This window comes from Streptomyces sp. NPDC055243 (assembly GCF_044544025.1).
Lineage (GTDB): Bacteria > Actinomycetota > Actinomycetes > Streptomycetales > Streptomycetaceae > Streptomyces.
On the sequence record NZ_JBITWR010000008.1, the window covers coordinates 331,715 to 348,691 of the forward strand.

Below are 16,977 nucleotides of genomic sequence, written 5' to 3' on the forward strand. Positions count from 1 at the left end.
TGGGGCCCTCTCGTGCGCCGGCCCTCAGGCCGGGCCGGTGCTCAGTCCTCGCCCTCCAGATTGCCTTCCGTCTCCAAGTACGCCTGCCGCAGCGCCTCGAGCACCGCCGGATCGGGCTTGGCCCACATGCCGCGGGACTCGGCCTCCAGGAGACGCTCGGCGATGCCGTGCAGGGCCCAGGGGTTGGCCTGCTGGAGGAACTCGCGGTTGGTCGGGTCCAGGACGTACGTCTCGGTGAGCTTGTCGTACATCCAGTCGGCGACCACGCCCGTCGTCGCGTCGTAACCGAAGAGGTAGTCGACCGTGGCGGCGAGCTCGAAGGCCCCCTTGTAGCCGTGGCGGCGCATCGCCTCGATCCACTTGGGGTTGACCACCCGGGCCCGGAAGACGCGGGAGGTCTCCTCGACCAGGGTGCGGGTGCGCACCGTCTCGGGGCGCGTGGAGTCGCCGATGTACGCCTCCGGGGCGCTGCCCTTGAGCGCCCGGACGGTGGCCACCATGCCGCCGTGGTACTGGAAGTAGTCGTCCGAGTCGGCGATGTCGTGTTCGCGGGTGTCGGTGTTCTTCGCCGCGACCTCGATGCGCTTGTAGGCCGTTTCCATCTCCTCGCGCGCCGGACGCCCGTCGAGCTCACGGCCGTACGCGTAACCGCCCCACACCGTGTAGACCTCGGCGAGGTCGGCGTCGGTGCGCCAGTCGCGGGAGTCGATCAGCTGGAGCAGGCCCGCGCCGTAAGTGCCGGGGCGCGATCCGAAGATGCGGGTGGTGGCGCGGCGTTCGTCGCCGTGGGCCGCCAGGTCGGCCTGGGCGTGGGCGCGGACGTAGTTCGCCTCGTCGGGCTCCTCCAGCGAGGCGGCCAGGCGCACCGCGTCGTCCAGGAGGCCGATGGTGTGCGGGAAGGCGTCGCGGAAGAAGCCACTGATGCGCAAGGTGACGTCGATGCGCGGGCGGCCCAACTCCTCGGCGGGGATGACCTCCAGGCCGGTGACACGGCGCGAGGCGTCGTCCCAGACCGGGCGGATGCCAAGGAGGGCGAGGGCTTCGGCGATGTCGTCACCGGCGGTGCGCATCGCGCTCGTGCCCCACAGGGACAGGCCCACCGAGGTCGGCCAGTCGCCGTTGTCGGTGCGGTAGCGCTCGAGGAGCGAGTCGGCAAGCGCCTGGCCGGTCTCCCACGCCAGGCGCGAGGGCACCGCCTTGGGGTCGACGGAGTAGAAGTTGCGGCCGGTCGGCAGGACGTTGACCAGGCCGCGCAGCGGGGAGCCGGAGGGGCCCGCGGGAACGAAGCCGCCCTCCAACGCGTGGACGGCGTGGTCCAGTTCGTCGGTCGTGGCCGCCAGGCGCGGGACGACCTCGCGGGCAGCGAAGTCGAGGATGTCGGCGACCGACTGCGGGTGCCCCTGGGCCACGCCCGCCACGGCGTCCGGGGCCCAGTCGGCGTCCTCCATCGCCTGGACCAGGGCGCGGGCCTGCTCCTCGACCGCGTCGGCGCTGGTGCGGGTGGCGGCCGACTCGTCCAGGCCCAGCGCCTCGCGCAGGCCGGGAAGCGATGCCGTGCCGCCCCAGATCTGCCGGGCGCGCAGGATCGCCAGGACCAGGTTGACGCGGTCGGCGCCGGCCGGGGCGCCGCCCAGGACGTGCAGACCGTCGCGGATCTGCGCGTCCTTGATCTCACAGAGCCAGCCGTCGAGATGCATGATGAACTCGTCGAAGCCCTCGTCCTCGGGGCGGCCTTCGAGCCCCAGGTCGTGGTCGAGCTTGGCGGCCTGGATCAGGGTCCAGATCTGCGCGCGGATCGCCGGCAGCTTCGCCGGGTCCATGGAGGCGATCTGGGCGTGCTCGTCCAGGAGTTGTTCGAGGCGCGCGATGTCGCCGTAGCTGTCCGCGCGGGCCATCGGCGGTACGAGGTGGTCCACGAGGGTGGCGTGCACGCGCCGCTTGGCCTGTGTGCCCTCCCCCGGGTCGTTGACCAGGAACGGGTAGATCAGCGGCAGGTCGCCGAGCGCGGCGTCGGGGCCGCAGGCGGCGGACAGGCCCGCGTTCTTGCCCGGCAGCCATTCCAGGTTGCCGTGCTTGCCCAGGTGGATCATCGCGTCGGCGCCGAAGCCGTTGTCGTCGGCGGAGGCGGCGATCCAGCGGTAGGCGGCCAAGTAGTGGTGCGAGGGCGGCAGATCGGGGTCGTGGTAGATCGCGATCGGGTTCTCGCCGAAGCCGCGCGGCGGCTGGATGAGGATGAGCAGGTTGCCGCGGCGCAGGGCGGCCAGGACGATGTCGCCCTCCGGGTTGCGCGAGCGGTCCACGAACATCTCGCCGGGGGCGGGGCCCCAGTGCTGCTCCACGGACTCGCGCAGCTCGGCAGGGAGCGTGGCATACCAGCGGCGGTAGTCGGCCGCCGGGATGCGCACGGGGTTGCGGGCCAGCTGCTCCTCGGTGAGCCACTCCTGGTCGTGGCCGCCCGCCTCGATCAGCGCGTAGATCAGCTCGTCGCCGTCGCCGGAGGCCAGGCCGGGCACCTCCTCCGTGCCGAAGTCGTAGCCCTCGTCCCGCAGTCGGCGCAGCAGGGACACGGCGCTGGCGGGGGTGTCCAGACCCACCGCGTTGCCGATGCGCGAGTGCTTGGTCGGGTAGGCGGACAGGACGAGCGCGATGCGCTTGTCGGCGGCTGGGATGTGGCGAAGGCGCGCGTGGCGCACGGCGATGCCGGCCACGCGGGCGGCGCGCTCGGCGTCGGCGACGTACGCGGGAAGTCCGTCCTCGTCGATCTCCTTGAACGAGAACGGCACCGTGATGAGGCGGCCGTCGAACTCGGGGACCGCGATCTGGCTCGCGGCGTCCAGCGGGGACACGCCCTCGTCGTTGTCCTCCCAGTCGCTGCGGGAGCTGGTCAGGCACAGCGCCTGGAGGATGGGCACGTCCAGGCCGCTGAGGGCGCCGGCGTCCCAGGACTCGTCGTCGCCGCCCGCCGATGCCTCGGCGGGACGCGTGCCGCCCGCCGCCAGGACCGTGGTCACGATCGCGTCGGCGGCGCGCAGTTCGTCGATGAGTTCGGGTTCGGGGGCGCGCAGCGAGGCGACGTACAGCGGCAGCGGGCGCGCACCTGCGTCCTCGATGGCACTGCACAGGCCCTCGATGAAGGCGGTGTTGCCGCTCATGTGGTGGGCGCGGTAGTACAGCACCGCGATGGTCGGTCCCTCGGCCTGGCGGGCGGTGCGCTCCAGCGGGCCCCAGGAGGGCGCCGGGGCGGGCGGTTCGAAGCCGTGACCGGTGAGCAGGACGGTGTCGGAGAGGAACCGGGCCAGCTGCTCCAGGTTGTCCGGTCCGCCGTGGGCCAGGTAGGCGTGGGCCTCGGCGGCGATGCCGATGGGCACGGTCGATGCGGCCATCAGCTGGGCGTCGGGGGCCTGTTCGCCGGTGAGGACGACCACGGGGCGTCCGGCGGCCACGACTTGGTCCAGGCCTTCCTGCCAGGCGCGTACGCCGCCCAGGAGGCGTACGACGACCAGGTCGGCGCCGTCCAGGAGCTGCGGAAGGTCCTCGAGCGGGAGCCGGGAGGGGTTCGCGTGGCGGTAGGCGACCGGGCCGCCGGCGGCGCGGGCGCTGAGCAGGTCGGTGTCGGACGTCGACAGGAGCAGGATCATGCGGCGTCGGGCCTTCCTCGGGGTGTCCACGCCCCGGGTGGTGTCGATGGCGTCTCCCCTGCTCGAGCGGACGAGAGCTCGGGGAAGGGAGTTCCTGGCTCGCCCGGCGGCTGCACCGGGCTCACAGTGGCGGGACCGCGCCGGAATCGCACCGGGCTTCCTCCCCTTGTCGCCGTCTGTGGCGACGACGGGCCGGCTGGCCCGTCGCTAGGAATACTAAGGGCCGATCAACTACTGGGGGGCAGGCGGACCTGCTGCAATGGGTCGGTATGCTCGCCGCCATGCCCCCATCGGTCCCCCCGCCCGCACTCTCGGGAGACGCGTCTGCCCGCGGCCGCGGTGACGCCTGCCCCGGCACGCTGCGGCTGCACCGGGCGGACGACGGGGCGCTGGCCCGCGTGCGCATCCCCGGTGGCCTGCTGACCGCGGGACAGGCCGACGTGCTGCGCGAGGTGGCACAGCGGCTGGGAGACGGCGAGTTGCATCTCACATCGCGCGGCAATGTGCAGCTGCGCGGACTGCCCGCGGACCGCGGCGGCGAACTGGCTTCCCTGCTGGGCGAATCGGGGCTTTTGCCCTCCGAGCGCCACGAGCGGGTACGCAACGTGGTGGCCTCCCCCCTCTCGGGACTCGACGGCCGCGGTGAGCAGGACATCCGCCCCTGGCTGTCCGCCCTCGACGAGCTGCTGTGCGCCGGCGCCCGGACCGCCGCCCTGTCCGGCCGGTTCTTGTTCGCCCTCGACGACGGCCGCGGCGACGTCGGGGCCCTCGGCGGCGACGTGACGCTGACGGCGCGGGGCACGAAGCACGCGCTGCTACGGATCGGCCCGGCCCACGACGCCCTCCTGATCCAGGCCGCGCAGGCGCCGCAGGCCGCCCTCATCGCGGCCGAGACCTTCCTGGAGCAGGCACCCGACGGGAGTGCCTGGCGGGTGACGGACCTGCCCGACGGCACCGGACCCCTGCTGGAGGCGGTCGTACGTCGCCTGCGGCAGGCCGGGTTCAGCCCCGCGCCCATCACCGAACCGCTCCCCCAGGAAGCGGACGAGCCCGCGCTCGGCATCGTGCCCGGCCCCCTCGGCACGGCCGCGCTCTCCATCGGCCTGCCGCTGGGCTCCATCAGCTCCCCCCAGTGGCAGACCCTGACGGACACCGCCCGCCGTCACGGCGTCGGCGAGCTGCGGCTGACCCCCTGGCGCGGCGTCGTCCTGCCGGGCGTCGCACGGCGCGAGGCCGCGCGACTCCTGGCGGACCTGGGGGCCGCGGGCCTGATCACCGGCCCCGACTCCCCCTGGACCGGCGTGGGCGCCTGCATCGGCCGGCCCGGCTGCGCCAAGGCGCTGGACGACGTACGCGCCACGGCGACGGCCGCGTCGGGATCCGTGGGGGCGCTGCCCGTGTACTGGTCCGGGTGCGGACGCCGGTGCGGTCACCCGCATGGGGAGTGGATCGACGTCGTCGCCACCCCCGACGGGCATCAGATCTCTCACGTACACGGCGAGAAACGCGACACTCCGGCGAGCATCCCGGGCAGTCCGGGCGCACTCGCCGCCGCCGTGGCAGCGGCCCGCGGCTGACGCGCCGCATGAACACATGAACAACCCTGCAACACTTGACTGTTCCATGCCCTATCAAGAGAGCGAACGCACTGTGCATCAGTACGAGAAGGACGGACCGGCGATCTACCGCCAGTCCTTCGCCACGATCCGCGCGGAGGCGGATCTGTCGGGCCTGCCCGCCGACGTGAGCCAGGTCGCGGTCCGCATGATCCACGCCTGCGGCATGGTCGACCTCGTACGCGACCTCGCTTTCACCCCGCAGGTGGTGGCGCGGGCCCGCGAGGCGCTGCGCGCGGGCGCCCCCATCCTGTGCGACGTGGCCATGGTCGCCAGCGGTGTCACCCGCAAGCGGCTGCCCGCCGACAACGACGTGGTGTGCACGCTGTCCGACCCGGCGGTGCCCGGCCTCGCGGCCGAGCTCGGCACCACCCGCAGCGCCGCCGCCCTGGAACTGTGGCGCGATCGGATGGAAGGTGCGGTCATAGCCGTCGGCAACGCGCCCACCGCCCTGTTCCGCCTCCTCGAAATGATCGAGGAGGGCGCACCGCGCCCCGCCGCCGTCATCGGGGTGCCCGTCGGCTTCGTCGGCGCCATGGAGTCCAAGGACGCCCTGGCCGCGCACCCCTCCGGCCTGGAACACATGATCGTGCGGGGCCGCCGGGGCGGCAGCGCCATCGCGGCCGCCGCACTCAACGCGATCGCCAGCGAGGAAGAATGAGCGTGAGCGAGCACACCACGGACCGGCTGAGCGAGCACGCCACGGGTCGGCTCTACGGCGTCGGGCTCGGCCCCGGCGACCCGTCCCTCATGACCCTGCGAGCGGTGGAAACCATCGCCCAGGCCGATGTCGTCGCCTACCACAGCGCCCGGCACGGACGCTCCATCGCGCGGTCCATCGCGGCCAAGCACCTGCGCGCCGACCACATCGAAGAAGCCCTCGTCTACCCCCTCACCACGGAGACCACCGACCACCCCGGTGGCTACCGGGGCGCGATGGAGGACTTCTACACCGAGGCAGCGGCCCGCCTCGCGGTGCACCTGGACGCCGGCCGCACCGTCGCCGTACTGGCCGAGGGCGACCCGCTCTTCTACGGCTCGTACATGCACATGCACAAGCGGCTCGCCGACCGCTACCCCACCGAGGTGATCCCCGGCGTCACCTCCGTCAGCGCCGCGGCCGCCCGCCTCGGCACCCCGCTCGCCGAGGGCGAGGAAGTGCTGACCATCCTGCCCGGCACCCTGCCGGAGGACGAGCTGACCGCCCGGCTGGCCGCCACCGACGCCGCGGTCGTGATGAAGCTGGGCCGCACCTTCCCCGCGGTGCGCCGCGCCTTCGAGAACTCCGGACGCCTGCCCGAGGCCCACTACGTCGAGCGCGCCACCATGGCCGGTGAGCGCATCGACGAGCTCGCCGCGGTCGACCCGGAGTCCGTGCCGTACTTCGCGGTCGCCGTCCTGCCCAGCCGCATCGACGCCCCCCGGCCCGAGCGCGCCCCGGACGCCGGCGAGGTGGCCGTGGTCGGCACCGGTCCCGCCGGGCCGCTGTGGCTCACGCCCGAGACCCGCGGCGTGCTGGCCGCGGCCGACGACCTGGTCGGCTACACCACCTACCTCGACCGGGTGCCGGTCCGCCCGGGACAGGTGCGCCACGGCTCCGACAACAAGGTCGAGTCGGAGCGCGCCGAGTTCGCCCTGGATCTCGCCCGGCGCGGCCGACGCGTGGCCGTGGTCTCCGGCGGCGACCCGGGCGTCTTCGCCATGGCGACGGCCGTCCTGGAGGTCGCCTCGCAGAAGCAGTACGCGGACCTGCCGGTCCGGGTGCTTCCGGGAGTGACGGCGGCCAACGCGGCCGCCGCCCGCGCGGGCGCCCCGCTGGGCCACGACTACGCGACGATATCGCTCTCCGACCGGCTCAAGCCCTGGGAGGTCATCGCGGAGCGGCTGCGGTCGGCGGCCGCCGCCGACCTGGTGCTCGCGCTGTACAACCCCGGCTCCCGCAGCCGCACCTGGCAGGTCGGCAAGGCCCGCGACCTACTGCTCGAACACCGCTCGCCGGACACTCCCGTGGTGTTGGGCCGCGACGTCGGCGGACCGGCCGAGAGCGTGCGCACCGTGCGCCTCGCCGACCTCGATCCGGCCGAGGTCGACATGCGCACGATCCTGCTGGTGGGGTCCTCGCAGACCCGCTGGGAGCAGCGCGGCGACGGCCGGCAGATCGTGTGGACGCCCCGCCGCTACCCCGAGGACTGAGCCTCCGGTCGCGCTAGGTCTGGCTGCCGCCGCGTGCGCGCAGCCAGGCCAGCGCCTCCTGCGGGGTTCCGACCACCGCCACGCCTTGAGGCACCGGCGGCCGGCGCACCACGACCACCGGGATCCCCGCCTCGCGAGCCGCGGCCAGCTTGGGCGCGGTCGCGGCCCCGCCGCTGTCCTTCGTGACGACGACGTCGATGCGATGGCGGCGGATCAGCTCGCACTCCCCCTCCAAGGTGAACGGGCCGCGGTCGAGCAGCACCTCCATGCGCGCGGGGTGCGGCGCGTCGGGGGCGTCCACCGAACGCATCAAGAACCACAGCCGGTCCAGATCGGCGAAGGCGGCAAGGCCCATGCGCCCCGTGGTCAGGAAGACCCGCTCGCCCAGCGCGGGCAGCGCCCGTGCCGCCTCGGCCAGGGAACCGACCGGGTGCCAGGCATCGCCCTCGCCCGGCACCCAGCCGGGCCGTCGCAGCGCCAGCAGGGGAACATGGGCAGCGGCGGCGGCAGCGGCCGCATTGAAACTGATCGTCTCGGCGAAAGGATGGGTGGCATCGATGAGCGCGCTCACCCGGTGCGTACGCAGCCACGCGGCAAGGCCGTCGGCTCCGCCGAAGCCGCCCACGCGCACCTCGCCCGGCGGCAGCTTCGGGCTCGCCACCCGTCCGGCCAGGGAGCTGGTCACCTTCGCGGCGGCGGGCAGCGTGTCCACCAAGGCCTCGGCGAGGCGGCGGGCCTCCGTCGTCCCGCCCAGTACCAGAACGTGCATCGGATCCATCCATGAGTGAGGCGAAAGGCGGGCGCAGCGCCCAACTCAAGCACACCGGGCTGCGGCCCGGCTGGACGACCGGTGCCTGCGCCACCGCCGCGGCCACCGCCGCCTACACCGCCCTGCTCAGCGGCGACTTCCCCGACCCGGTGACCATCACCCTGCCCAGGGGACAGACACCGGCCTTCGCCCTGGCCGTCGAGGAACTGACCGAGGGGCGGGCGACAGCGGGCGTGGTCAAGGACGCGGGCGACGATCCCGACGTGACGCACGGCGCCCTGGTGCGGGCCGGTGTGCGGCGGCTGCCGCCCGGTTCGGGCGTGGTCTTCAAGGCGGGGCCCGGCGTGGGCACGGTCACCCTGCCCGGCCTGCCGCTCGAGGTCGGCGAACCCGCGGTCAACCCCGTGCCGCGCCAGATGATCCGCGACCACATCGCACGGGTCGCCGCCGAGCACGGGGGCTCGGGCGACGTCGAGGTCACCGTCTCCGTGGACCACGGCGAGGAGATCGCCCGCTCCACCTGGAACCCGCGCCTTGGCATCCTGGGCGGTCTGTCGATCCTGGGCACCACCGGCATCGTGGTGCCCTACTCCTGCTCGGCGTGGATCGACTCGATCCGCCGCGGCGTGGACGTGGCACGCGCCGCGGGCCACACACACGTGGCGGGCTGCACCGGCTCGACCTCGGAGAAGACGGTGGTGGCCGAGTACGGGCTCCCGGAGATCGCCCTGCTGGACATGGGCGACTTCGCGGGCGCGGTCCTCAAGTACGTGCGCCGGCACCCGGTGGACCGCCTCACGGTGTGCGGCGGCTTCGCCAAGCTGTCGAAACTCGCCGCCGGGCACCTCGACCTGCACTCGGCCCGCTCCCAGGTCGACAAGCCCTTCCTGGCCGAGCTGGCCCGCCGGGGCGGCGCGGACGAGGCCCTGGGGGCCGAGGTGGCAGGAGCCAACACGGGCCTGGCCGCACTCCAGTTGTGCCAGGCCCGCGGCATCCCTCTCGGGGACCTGGTGGCCGTGGCCGCCCGCGACGAGGCCCTGTCGGTCCTGCGGGGCGCGCCGGTCGCCGTGGACGTCATCTGCATCGACCGGGCGGGCACGGTCGTGGGGCGCAGCAGCGTGCGCTGAGCCACGCTTCCAGCCGAGCGCTCAGCAGACGTGGCGGTCGCGTTCGGGCGAGTAGAGGTGGCTGTCGCGGAACTGCTCCGCGCCCAACGTCCGGCCCACCATGATGACGGCGGTACGGATCACACCCGCCGCCTTCACCTGCTCGGCGATCTCGTCGAGGGGCCCACGCAGGATGAGCTCGTCGGGGCGCGAGGCCAGCGCCACCACGGCCGTGGGGCAGTCGGCCCCATAGTGCGGCAGGAGTTCCTCGACGACGCGGTCCACGTACTTGGCGGCCAGGTGCAGCACGATCAGCGCGCCGCTGCGGCCCAGTGTGGCCAGGTCCTCGCCCTCGGGCATCGCGGTGGCCCGGTGGGCGATGCGGGTGAGGATGACGGTCTGGCCGACGGTCGGCACGGTCAGCTCCCGCTTGAGCGCCGCCGCGGCGGCCGCGAACGCGGGCACACCCGGCACCACTTCGTAGGGCACGCCCGCCTCGTCCAGGCGCCGCATCTGCTCGTTGACCGCGCTGAAGACGGACGGGTCGCCCGAGTGCAGGCGGGCCACGTCCTGGCCCGCCGCGTGCGCGGCGACGAGCTCGGCGGTGATCTGGTCGATGTCCAGCTGCGCCGTGTCGACCAGGCGGGCGTCCTCGGGACACTCGTCCAGCAGTTCACGGGGCACCAGGCTGCCCGCGTACAGACACACCCCGCAGGCGGCGAGCGTGCGCGCCCCGCGCACCGTGATCAGGTCGGCCGCACCGGGCCCCGCGCCGATGAAGTACACGGTCATGTCTTGTCTCCTGAGGGTTCTGCGGGGGCTTCTGCTGAGCGTTCCGCGGTGGGGACGGTCGAAGGTTTGCGTACGGACCACTGGGTGACCGGCATCGCCTGGCGCCAGCCGGTGAAGCCGCCGACGGGAACGGCGTGCGCGACGGCGAGGCGGACCAGGTCACCGCCGTGGCGGCGGTACCACTCGGCGAGCAGCGCCTCGGACTCCAGCGTGACGGTGTTGGCGACCAGGCGCCCGCCTTCGGGCAGCGCGTCCCAGCAGGCGTCGAGCAGGCCGGGCACGGTCAGCCCGCCGCCGATGAACACGGCGTCGGGCGTGGGCAGTTCGGCCAGGCTCTCGGGCGCCCGACCCGAGATCACGCGCAGGGCGGGCACCCCGAGGCGGGCGGCGTTGCGCTCGATGCGCCGCGCCCGCACCGGATCGCGCTCCACGCTGATGGCCCGGCAGGAGGGGTGGGTGCGCATCCACTCGATGGCCACGGACCCCGAGCCGCCGCCGATGTCCCACAGCAGCTCGCCGGGGGCGGGCGCGAGCGCCCCGAGGGTGGCGGCCCGCACGTGGCGCTTGGTGAGCTGTCCGTCGTGTTCGTACGCCTCGTCGGGCAGGCCGGGAGCCGCGCCGAGGCGCAGGGCGTCGGGGGCGCGTCGGCATTCGACCGCGATGACGTTCAGCGGGTCGCCCGGCGGGTGCGCCCAGGTGTCCGCCGTTCCTTCGACGTACGCCTCGCTCTCGCCGCCGAGCTGTTCCAGCACGCGGACCGAGCTCGGCCCGAAGCCGTGTTCGCTCAGCAGTTCGGCGACCACGGCGGGCGTGGTCGCGTCCGCGCTGAGCACCAGCAGCCGGCGGCCGTCGTGCAGGGCCGCGGCGAGACGGGCCGCGGGCCGCCCGACCAGGGTGACGACTTCGGTGTCCTCCACCGGCCAGCCGATGCGCGCGCAGGCGTACGACACGGACGAGGGGTGCGGCAGGATACGCAGCCCGTCGGCGCCGAGGACTTCGGTCAGGGCCCGGCCGATGCCGTAGAACATCGGGTCGCCGCTGGCCAGGACGGCGATCCTGCTGCCCGCGTGCGCGGCCAGCAGACCGGGGACGGCAGGCCGCAGCGGCGAGGGCCACGGCACCCGCTCGCCCGCGCATTCCGGCGGGAGCAGGCCCAGTTGGCGCCGGGCGCCGATCAGGACCTGTGCCTCGACGAGTTCGGTGCGTGCCGCGTCGGGCAGTCCGGCCCACCCGTCGGCTCCGATGCCCACCACGCTCACGGCAGGTGGGACGGGGGGTGCGGCGGGTGCGGGGGTCACGGACGGTACCTCGGTGTTCGGGGGCTGACGCACCCGAACTCTACTGTCCGGCCTTGGCCGGGCACCGGCCAGGTGGTCTTCGCCGTACCCTTATTGCACATTACTTGCAACTACTCGGAAAGATCAGGAGGCGGGACGTGGAGGAGTCTCCAGTGGTGCTGGGCATCGAGTCGTCGTGCGACGAGACCGGAGCGGGTCTCGTGCGCGGGGGACGCCTGCTCGGACATGCGGTGGCGTCCAGCATGGACGAGCACGCCCGGTTCGGCGGAGTGGTGCCGGAGATCGCCGCGCGGGCGCACGTGCACTCCTTCACGCCCGTCGTGCGCGAGGCCCTGGATCGGGCCGGACTGCACATGGCGGACATCGGGGCGGTGGCCGTCACCACGGGCCCCGGCCTCTCGGGCGCGCTCCAGGTGGGCCTGGCCGGGGCCAAGACCCTGGCGTTCTCGCTCGGGGTGCCGCTGTACGGCGTGCACCACCTGGCAGGTCACGTCGCCGCCGACACCCTGGAGCACGGCCCGCTGCCCGACCCCTGCATGGTCCTGATCGTCTCCGGCGGGCACACCTCGCTGCTGCTCGTACGGGATCTGGCGCGCGACCCGATCCTGCACCTGGGCGACACCATCGACGACGCGGCGGGCGAGTGCTTCGACAAGGCGGCCCGCGTCTTCGGCCTCCCCTATCCCGGCGGCCCGGCCATCGACCGCACCGCGCGGCAGGGCGATCCGGCCGCGGTGGCGTTTCCCCGGCCACTGACCGGGCCACGTGACGCCCCCTACGACTTCTCCTTCTCCGGGCTCAAGACGGCCGCCGCGCGCTGGGCCGAGCAACACCGGCTGCGCGGCGAGGAGTTGCCGCTCGCGGACGGGGCGGCCTCGCTCCAGGAGGCCGTGGCCGATGTGCTCACACGCAAGGCGGTGGCCGCCTGCCGCGAGCACGGCGTGGGAACACTGGTCGTGGTGGGCGGCGTGGCCGCCAACTCCCGCGTACGGGCCCTGGCGGAGGAACGCTGCCGGACCGCCGGGATCGCGCTTCGCGTGCCGCCGCTGAACCTGTGCACCGACAACGGCGCGATGATCGCGGCCGTAGGTGACCTACTGCTCCGCGCAGGAGCCGAACCGGCCCCGCTGGACGTGTCCATCGACCCGTCCGCCCCTTTGGAGTACGCCGCCCTGCACCCTGTGGCCCGAGCCGCCCGGGCCGCGTGACGGCGCCGCAGGCCGCGAGCAACTCCGGGGCGTGGCAGTCAACGGCCAACTCGGTGAACCTGCTTGTCATGACTCCCCAAGGTGACGCACACCGGGGTTGATTATCAAACGGGGCGACCCGTATGGTAAATGAGTATGAGCTCCTCTCCGTCCTCCAGGGGACGTCCCAGAGATCCCCGTTCGCACGAGGCGATCGTCGGCGCGACCACGGAGCTGATGACCGAGGTCGGCTACGCCGCGACATCGATCGGGGCGGTGGCCGCCCGTGCCGGTGTCGGCAAGGACACGATCTACCGGCGATGGCGGGGCAAGCCGGAGCTGGTCTTCGAGGCCGTCTTCACGACCACCGACCACGTTCCGGCCCCGGACACCGGAACGCTGGCCGGGGACCTGACCGCACTGCTGCGGGGTCTGGTCGACGAGTTCCGGGCACCGGCCGCCGCAGCGGCGCTCCCGGGTCTGCTCGCCGACTTCGCCGCCGATCCGGAACTGAAGGCGCGCATCCGCGGCGACTTCCTGGCCCCTGCGAAGGAGCGGCTGCTGATCGTCTTCGAACGCGCCGCGGCGCGCGGGGAGATCGCGGCCGACACACCCGTGGATCTGGTCCTGGACACGCTGGCAGGAGCCGTGTTCTTCCACGTCGGCCTGGTCGGGGAACACCCGGACCGTCAGCTGGCCGACCGGCTGGCTTCTGTCGTGGCCCGAGGAATCGAGATCCGATGAACGGCTGGCTTCTCGCAGCGGGCATCACCGCGTTCGGGGTGGCCGTGGCGCACATCGTCGGCGGGCACCGGGACGTGGTGCGCCCGCTGCTGTCCTGCGGCCTCGCCGACGAACCCAAGCGCGTCCTGCACGCCGTGTGGCACATGGTGAGCGTCGACCTGGTGCTCTCCGCGGCCGCCTTGATCTGCCTCGCGCCGGCGGACGACACCTCGGCGACCGGCCTGATGGCGTGGTTCGTGGCTGCGCACTTCGTGGCGTACGCAGCCGCTTTCCTGGCCATCACGCTGTCCATCGGCGGGCCGAAGCCACTGCTCCGGCTGCCGCAGTGGATGCTCCTCCTGCCGGTCGCGGTCCTGACAGCGGCGGGTGCCGCGTAGTGGCCCGTGCCGGGCGGGGCGGCGCCGTCCCGTCGCCGAGGCGGGCGGCGCTTGTCCGGGCTGCGGCACCCCACTACGTTGGCGACGTGGATCTCTTCTCGCGCTCTTGGACGGCATTGCGCGCGGCCGTCGCCGAACTCCCGGACGAGGACTTCGCGCGGCCGTCCGGTTGTACCGGCTGGCTCGTGCAGGACCTGGTGTGCCATCTCATCGTCGACGCCCAGGACGTCCTGATCACCCTCGTGACCCCCGCCGACACCGAACCGACCCACGACGCGTTGACCTACTGGGACGTCACCGAGACCCCGCCGACCGGCGACGACCCGCTCGACGCGCTGACCGTGCGGCTCGCCGCCGCCTACCAGGAGCCCTGGCTGCTCAAGTTCCACCTCGACGACATCGGCTCGGCCGCCGGCCGCGCCGCCGAACTCGCCGACCCTGACGCCCGGGTGAGCACCCGCGACGAGGTCCTCACCGCGGGCGACTACCTCATGACGTACGTCATGGAGTGGACCCTGCACCACCTCGACCTGATCGCGCACCTCCCTCAGGTGGCCGGGCCACCCGCGGAAGGCCTCGCCTCCAGCCGCGAGATGCTGGAGAAGATCGCCGGTGCCGCGTTCCCCGCGTCGTTCTCCGACACGGACGCGCTCCTCGTCGGTACCGGACGACGCGCCCCGACCGACGCGGAGAAGGCCGAACTGGGCGAGCTGGCCGCGAAACTCCCCTTCGTCCTCGGGTGATCGGCCCGCCGAGCGGCCCCGCTACCGCCCTCTGACCACCACCTCCGTCAGCGACAACGGGTCGGTCCACGACGCCAGTTGGATACGCACGTAGCGCCCCTTCGCTCCTTCGAGATCGACCTGGGTGGGGCGCTGCGCCCGGCCGTCCTGGTGTACGGCCACCACTCCCGGCACGGCACGCGCCTCCTCCAGGGAGTCGCCGGTGAACGGAGTGTCCGAGACCAGCACCCAGTAGTCCGAGAGCCGTTCGGTGCAGCAGTCGGTGCGGTTCCAGATCTCCGTGGACGCGATCTCGTACGACTGCCCCAGATCGACCTGCCACCACGCCTGGCGCGAGGGCTCCGCGGTGTGGGTCGTGGTGTTGTCGCGCAAGTAGTCGCCCGCGGTGTCGCCGTCCACCGCGCGGCCGGCGGCGCCCGCCCACGCCGTGCTCACCTGGGTGGCCGTCTTGCCGCGCGCGATGTTGGGCAGCACCACCTCGACCCGGCTGCTCAGTTCGACGACATCTCGGCCGCCGCCGGAGACCGTGGTCTTGAGGGTCTGCGGCCCGGTGGCACTGTCGGCGGGCACGGCGAGGGGGAACGACGCGGTGTGGGTGCGGCCCGGTGCCAGGCCGGTGAACTTCTCGCCCGCGCCGGTGGACCACCCCTCAGGTGCGCGCAGCGCCAAGGTGCCCTGTGCCGTGTCGCGCCCCAGGTTGGTCACGTGCACCGGCACGTTCCTCCGCGAGCCGGCTTCGAGCCGCGGCGGCGTCCGGGTCCAGGCCACGAGGCTGCCGGCGGGGGCGACCAGCAACGAGTCCAGGCGCAGGCCGAGTTCCTCCCCCGCGTGCCCCGGCTCGGCGAGGGTGATGGTCACCGGGGTGACCTGTCCGCCGCGTACGGGGAAGGGGCCGAGGGCGCGTCGGGTCAGGTCCGCGCCCTTCACCAGCCGGGCGTGCTTGCCGACCTGGACCCGGTAGAGCGCTTGAGGGCGCGCCTCGCCGCCGACCGCCACCGACAGCCTCTCGGCGCGGTCGGCGGTGATGTGGGCGGTGTGCCGCACCGTGGTCCGGTGGGTGCTTGAGTAGCTGCCGTCGTCGGCGTAGCTGTAGCCCTGCTCGATGTCGGCGGCTTCCAGGGCGGCGGTCCGGTCCGCACCGAGGGCGACCGTGTGCTCCGGGATGATTCGCAGCTCGCCGCCGAGTTCGACCTTCACGACGGGCAGCACCTCGTCGCGCGGCCGTTCGGGCAGGGTCACGACGAGGTCGTTCCCGTCCCGGCGCCATGTGAGCCGGTCCGTCGAGCCGTCCTCGTGGACCGTGCGTACGGAGGTGGCCAGGCCGGGCAGGCGGAGTTCGCCGGATGCGGGCCAGTCGCTCACGTGCAGGAACAGGTCGCGGTCGTTGACCGTGACCTCCCCCCACGGCCGGCCGCCGAAGCGGGTGGCCGAGGCCCCCAGTACGGCGCCGGGGTGGCGGTCCAGCCAGTCGCCCATGCCGCGCAGGACGTCGGCCTCGAACTCCACGACCGAACCGTCGCCGCGCGGGCCGATGTTGAGCAGATAGTTGCCGCCGCGGGCACGTACGCCGGTCAGTCCGCCGACCAGGTCCCTGATCTTGCCGGGCAGGTCCTCACGTTTCTGCCAGCTGCGGTAGCCCCAGGTCTCGTGGTAGATCGACGCGGGTGTCTGCCAGGCACCGTCGAGGGCCACCGCGGGGATCTCGTTGTCGCCCAGGGTGCGGAAGTCGCCCTGGTTGTTCCACACCCGGCTGTTGATCGCCGCCTTCGGCTGGAGTTCGCGGACGATCCCGGCGAATTTCCGGCTCTGGGCCGCGGTGGGCGAGGACATGTCGAACCACACCTCGGCGATGTCCCCGTACCCGGTCATCAGCTCACGCAGCTGCCCTTCGATGACGGGTTCCATCGACGCGGGGATCGGATTGTTGTTGTTGCCGTCGAAGTCGTGGCCCTGGTGCCAGTCGACCAGCGAGAAGTAGAAGCCGAACTTCAGCCCCTGGCCGCGGCATTCGTCAGCGAGTGCCTTCAGCGGGTCCTTGCCGTAGGGGGTCGCGTCGACCACGTCGTAGCCGGTGGTGTCGGTGTCGAACATGGAGAAGCCGTCGTGGTGCTTGCTGGTGATGACCACGTAGCGCATGCCGGCCCGCTTCGCGAGGGAGCAGATCTCCGCGGGGTCGAACCGGTCGGGCCGGAAGCGCTGGGCCACTTCGAGGTACTCCCGCTCGGAGATGTCGGCCCACATCTGGATCTGTTCGCTGTAGCCCTTGGTGACCGGCTCGCCCTTCCATACGCCTCCGAGTTCGGAGAACAGACCCCAGTGGATGAACATCCCGTACTGGAGCTCCTGCCAGGCCGCGAGGTCCTTGTCGTCGCTGGGCTCGATCTCCCCCGGGATGCCTTGTACGCGTGGGCCGTTGACCGGATCCGCCGGGGTGGCGACCGCTGCGGGAGGGCCGACCACGGCCGCTCCAAGAGCGAGCAGCAGCGCGAGCATGACGCCGATCACCTTGCGCAT

The 16,977-nt window shown here is 73.0% G+C and carries 13 protein-coding genes and 1 riboswitch; of the genes, 8 read left to right on the forward strand and 5 right to left on the reverse strand.

The features are described 5' to 3' along the window. Window positions 1-41 precede the first annotated feature (41 nt). Window positions 42-3,638, reverse strand: a complete 3,597-nt coding sequence (cobN, locus tag ACIGXX_RS24690) for a cobaltochelatase subunit CobN (protein ID WP_351166274.1) — start codon at window positions 3,636-3,638, stop codon at window positions 42-44. Between the two features lie 88 nt (window positions 3,639-3,726). Continuing rightward, a riboswitch (cobalamin riboswitch) is annotated at window positions 3,727-3,801 on the reverse strand. Between the two features lie 106 nt (window positions 3,802-3,907). Between cobN and cobG the strand changes: the two genes are divergently transcribed. The 3 genes from cobG (at window position 3,908) to ACIGXX_RS24705 (ending at window position 7,447) form a co-directional block, all read left to right on the forward strand. Beyond that, window positions 3,908-5,215, forward strand: coding sequence for a precorrin-3B synthase (gene cobG, locus ACIGXX_RS24695; RefSeq protein WP_399978817.1), 1,308 nt, complete (start codon window positions 3,908-3,910; stop codon window positions 5,213-5,215). A 73-nt stretch (window positions 5,216-5,288) separates the two neighbouring features. Beyond that, window positions 5,289-5,915 (forward strand): precorrin-8X methylmutase, encoded by a 627-nt coding sequence (locus ACIGXX_RS24700; RefSeq protein ID WP_351166272.1) that lies wholly within the window; start codon window positions 5,289-5,291, stop codon window positions 5,913-5,915. Next, window positions 5,912-7,447 carry a precorrin-2 C(20)-methyltransferase gene (locus ACIGXX_RS24705; protein WP_383821837.1) on the forward strand — a complete coding sequence of 512 codons (1,536 nt, stop codon included), beginning with the start codon at window positions 5,912-5,914 and terminating at the stop codon, window positions 7,445-7,447. Before ACIGXX_RS24700 ends, ACIGXX_RS24705 begins: the two co-directional genes overlap by 4 nt. A 13-nt stretch (window positions 7,448-7,460) precedes the next feature. Here the strand turns inward: ACIGXX_RS24705 and ACIGXX_RS24710 are convergent, their stop codons facing one another. Then, a complete protein-coding gene (locus ACIGXX_RS24710; RefSeq protein ID WP_399978821.1) occupies window positions 7,461-8,216 on the reverse strand; it encodes a cobalt-precorrin-6A reductase in 756 nt (251 codons plus the stop codon). A gap of 11 nt (window positions 8,217-8,227) precedes the next feature. Between ACIGXX_RS24710 and ACIGXX_RS24715 the strand changes: the two genes are divergently transcribed. Then, on the forward strand, window positions 8,228-9,343 hold the full coding sequence (locus ACIGXX_RS24715) for a cobalt-precorrin-5B (C(1))-methyltransferase (protein WP_399978824.1): 1,116 nt from the start codon (window positions 8,228-8,230) through the stop codon (window positions 9,341-9,343). A gap of 21 nt (window positions 9,344-9,364) precedes the next feature. On the opposite strand, the gene cobM is transcribed toward ACIGXX_RS24715, so the two are convergent. Together cobM and cbiE are read right to left on the reverse strand one after the other, a co-directional pair. Next, window positions 9,365-10,114 carry a precorrin-4 C(11)-methyltransferase gene (gene cobM, locus ACIGXX_RS24720; protein WP_351165984.1) on the reverse strand — a complete coding sequence of 250 codons (750 nt, stop codon included), beginning with the start codon at window positions 10,112-10,114 and terminating at the stop codon, window positions 9,365-9,367. Beyond that, window positions 10,111-11,412, reverse strand: coding sequence for a precorrin-6y C5,15-methyltransferase (decarboxylating) subunit CbiE (cbiE, locus tag ACIGXX_RS24725; protein ID WP_399978827.1), 1,302 nt, complete (start codon window positions 11,410-11,412; stop codon window positions 10,111-10,113). Before cbiE ends, cobM begins: the two co-directional genes overlap by 4 nt. 152 nt (window positions 11,413-11,564) lie before the next feature. Between cbiE and tsaD the strand changes: the two genes are divergently transcribed. The 4 genes from tsaD (at window position 11,565) to ACIGXX_RS24745 (ending at window position 14,463) form a co-directional block, all read left to right on the forward strand. Next, complete coding sequence (gene tsaD / locus ACIGXX_RS24730; protein ID WP_351166268.1) at window positions 11,565-12,620, forward strand: tRNA (adenosine(37)-N6)-threonylcarbamoyltransferase complex transferase subunit TsaD; 1,056 nt, start codon at window positions 11,565-11,567, stop codon at window positions 12,618-12,620. 135 nt (window positions 12,621-12,755) lie between these two features. After that, window positions 12,756-13,343 carry a TetR/AcrR family transcriptional regulator gene (locus ACIGXX_RS24735; protein ID WP_399978830.1) on the forward strand — a complete coding sequence of 196 codons (588 nt, stop codon included), beginning with the start codon at window positions 12,756-12,758 and terminating at the stop codon, window positions 13,341-13,343. Further along, on the forward strand, window positions 13,340-13,720 hold the full coding sequence (locus ACIGXX_RS24740) for a hypothetical protein (RefSeq protein WP_383821828.1): 381 nt from the start codon (window positions 13,340-13,342) through the stop codon (window positions 13,718-13,720). Before ACIGXX_RS24735 ends, ACIGXX_RS24740 begins: the two co-directional genes overlap by 4 nt. Before the next feature lie 86 nt (window positions 13,721-13,806). Next, complete coding sequence (locus ACIGXX_RS24745; RefSeq protein ID WP_351165976.1) at window positions 13,807-14,463, forward strand: maleylpyruvate isomerase N-terminal domain-containing protein; 657 nt, start codon at window positions 13,807-13,809, stop codon at window positions 14,461-14,463. 21 nt (window positions 14,464-14,484) lie between these two features. Here the strand turns inward: ACIGXX_RS24745 and ACIGXX_RS24750 are convergent, their stop codons facing one another. After that, complete coding sequence (locus ACIGXX_RS24750) at window positions 14,485-16,977, reverse strand: alpha-L-fucosidase (RefSeq protein WP_399978835.1); 2,493 nt, start codon at window positions 16,975-16,977, stop codon at window positions 14,485-14,487.

What these genes read in the sequence shown, in the direction of transcription:
- ACIGXX_RS24705 (WP_383821837.1), top strand. Translation starts at nt 5,912, where the DNA reads ATGAGCGTGAGCGAGCACACCACGGACCGGCTGAGCGAGCACGCCACG.
- ACIGXX_RS24740 (WP_383821828.1), top strand. Translation starts at nt 13,340, where the DNA reads ATGAACGGCTGGCTTCTCGCAGCGGGCATCACCGCGTTCGGGGTGGCC.
- ACIGXX_RS24735 (WP_399978830.1), top strand. Translation starts at nt 12,756, where the DNA reads ATGAGCTCCTCTCCGTCCTCCAGGGGACGTCCCAGAGATCCCCGTTCG.
- cobN (WP_351166274.1), bottom strand. Translation starts at nt 3,638, where the DNA reads ATGATCCTGCTCCTGTCGACGTCCGACACCGACCTGCTCAGCGCCCGC.
- cobG (WP_399978817.1), top strand. Translation starts at nt 3,908, where the DNA reads ATGCTCGCCGCCATGCCCCCATCGGTCCCCCCGCCCGCACTCTCGGGA.
- ACIGXX_RS24715 (WP_399978824.1), top strand. Translation starts at nt 8,228, where the DNA reads ATGAGTGAGGCGAAAGGCGGGCGCAGCGCCCAACTCAAGCACACCGGG.
- cobM (WP_351165984.1), bottom strand. Translation starts at nt 10,114, where the DNA reads ATGACCGTGTACTTCATCGGCGCGGGGCCCGGTGCGGCCGACCTGATC.
- ACIGXX_RS24710 (WP_399978821.1), bottom strand. Translation starts at nt 8,216, where the DNA reads ATGCACGTTCTGGTACTGGGCGGGACGACGGAGGCCCGCCGCCTCGCC.
- ACIGXX_RS24750 (WP_399978835.1), bottom strand. Translation starts at nt 16,977, where the DNA reads ATGCGCAAGGTGATCGGCGTCATGCTCGCGCTGCTGCTCGCTCTTGGA.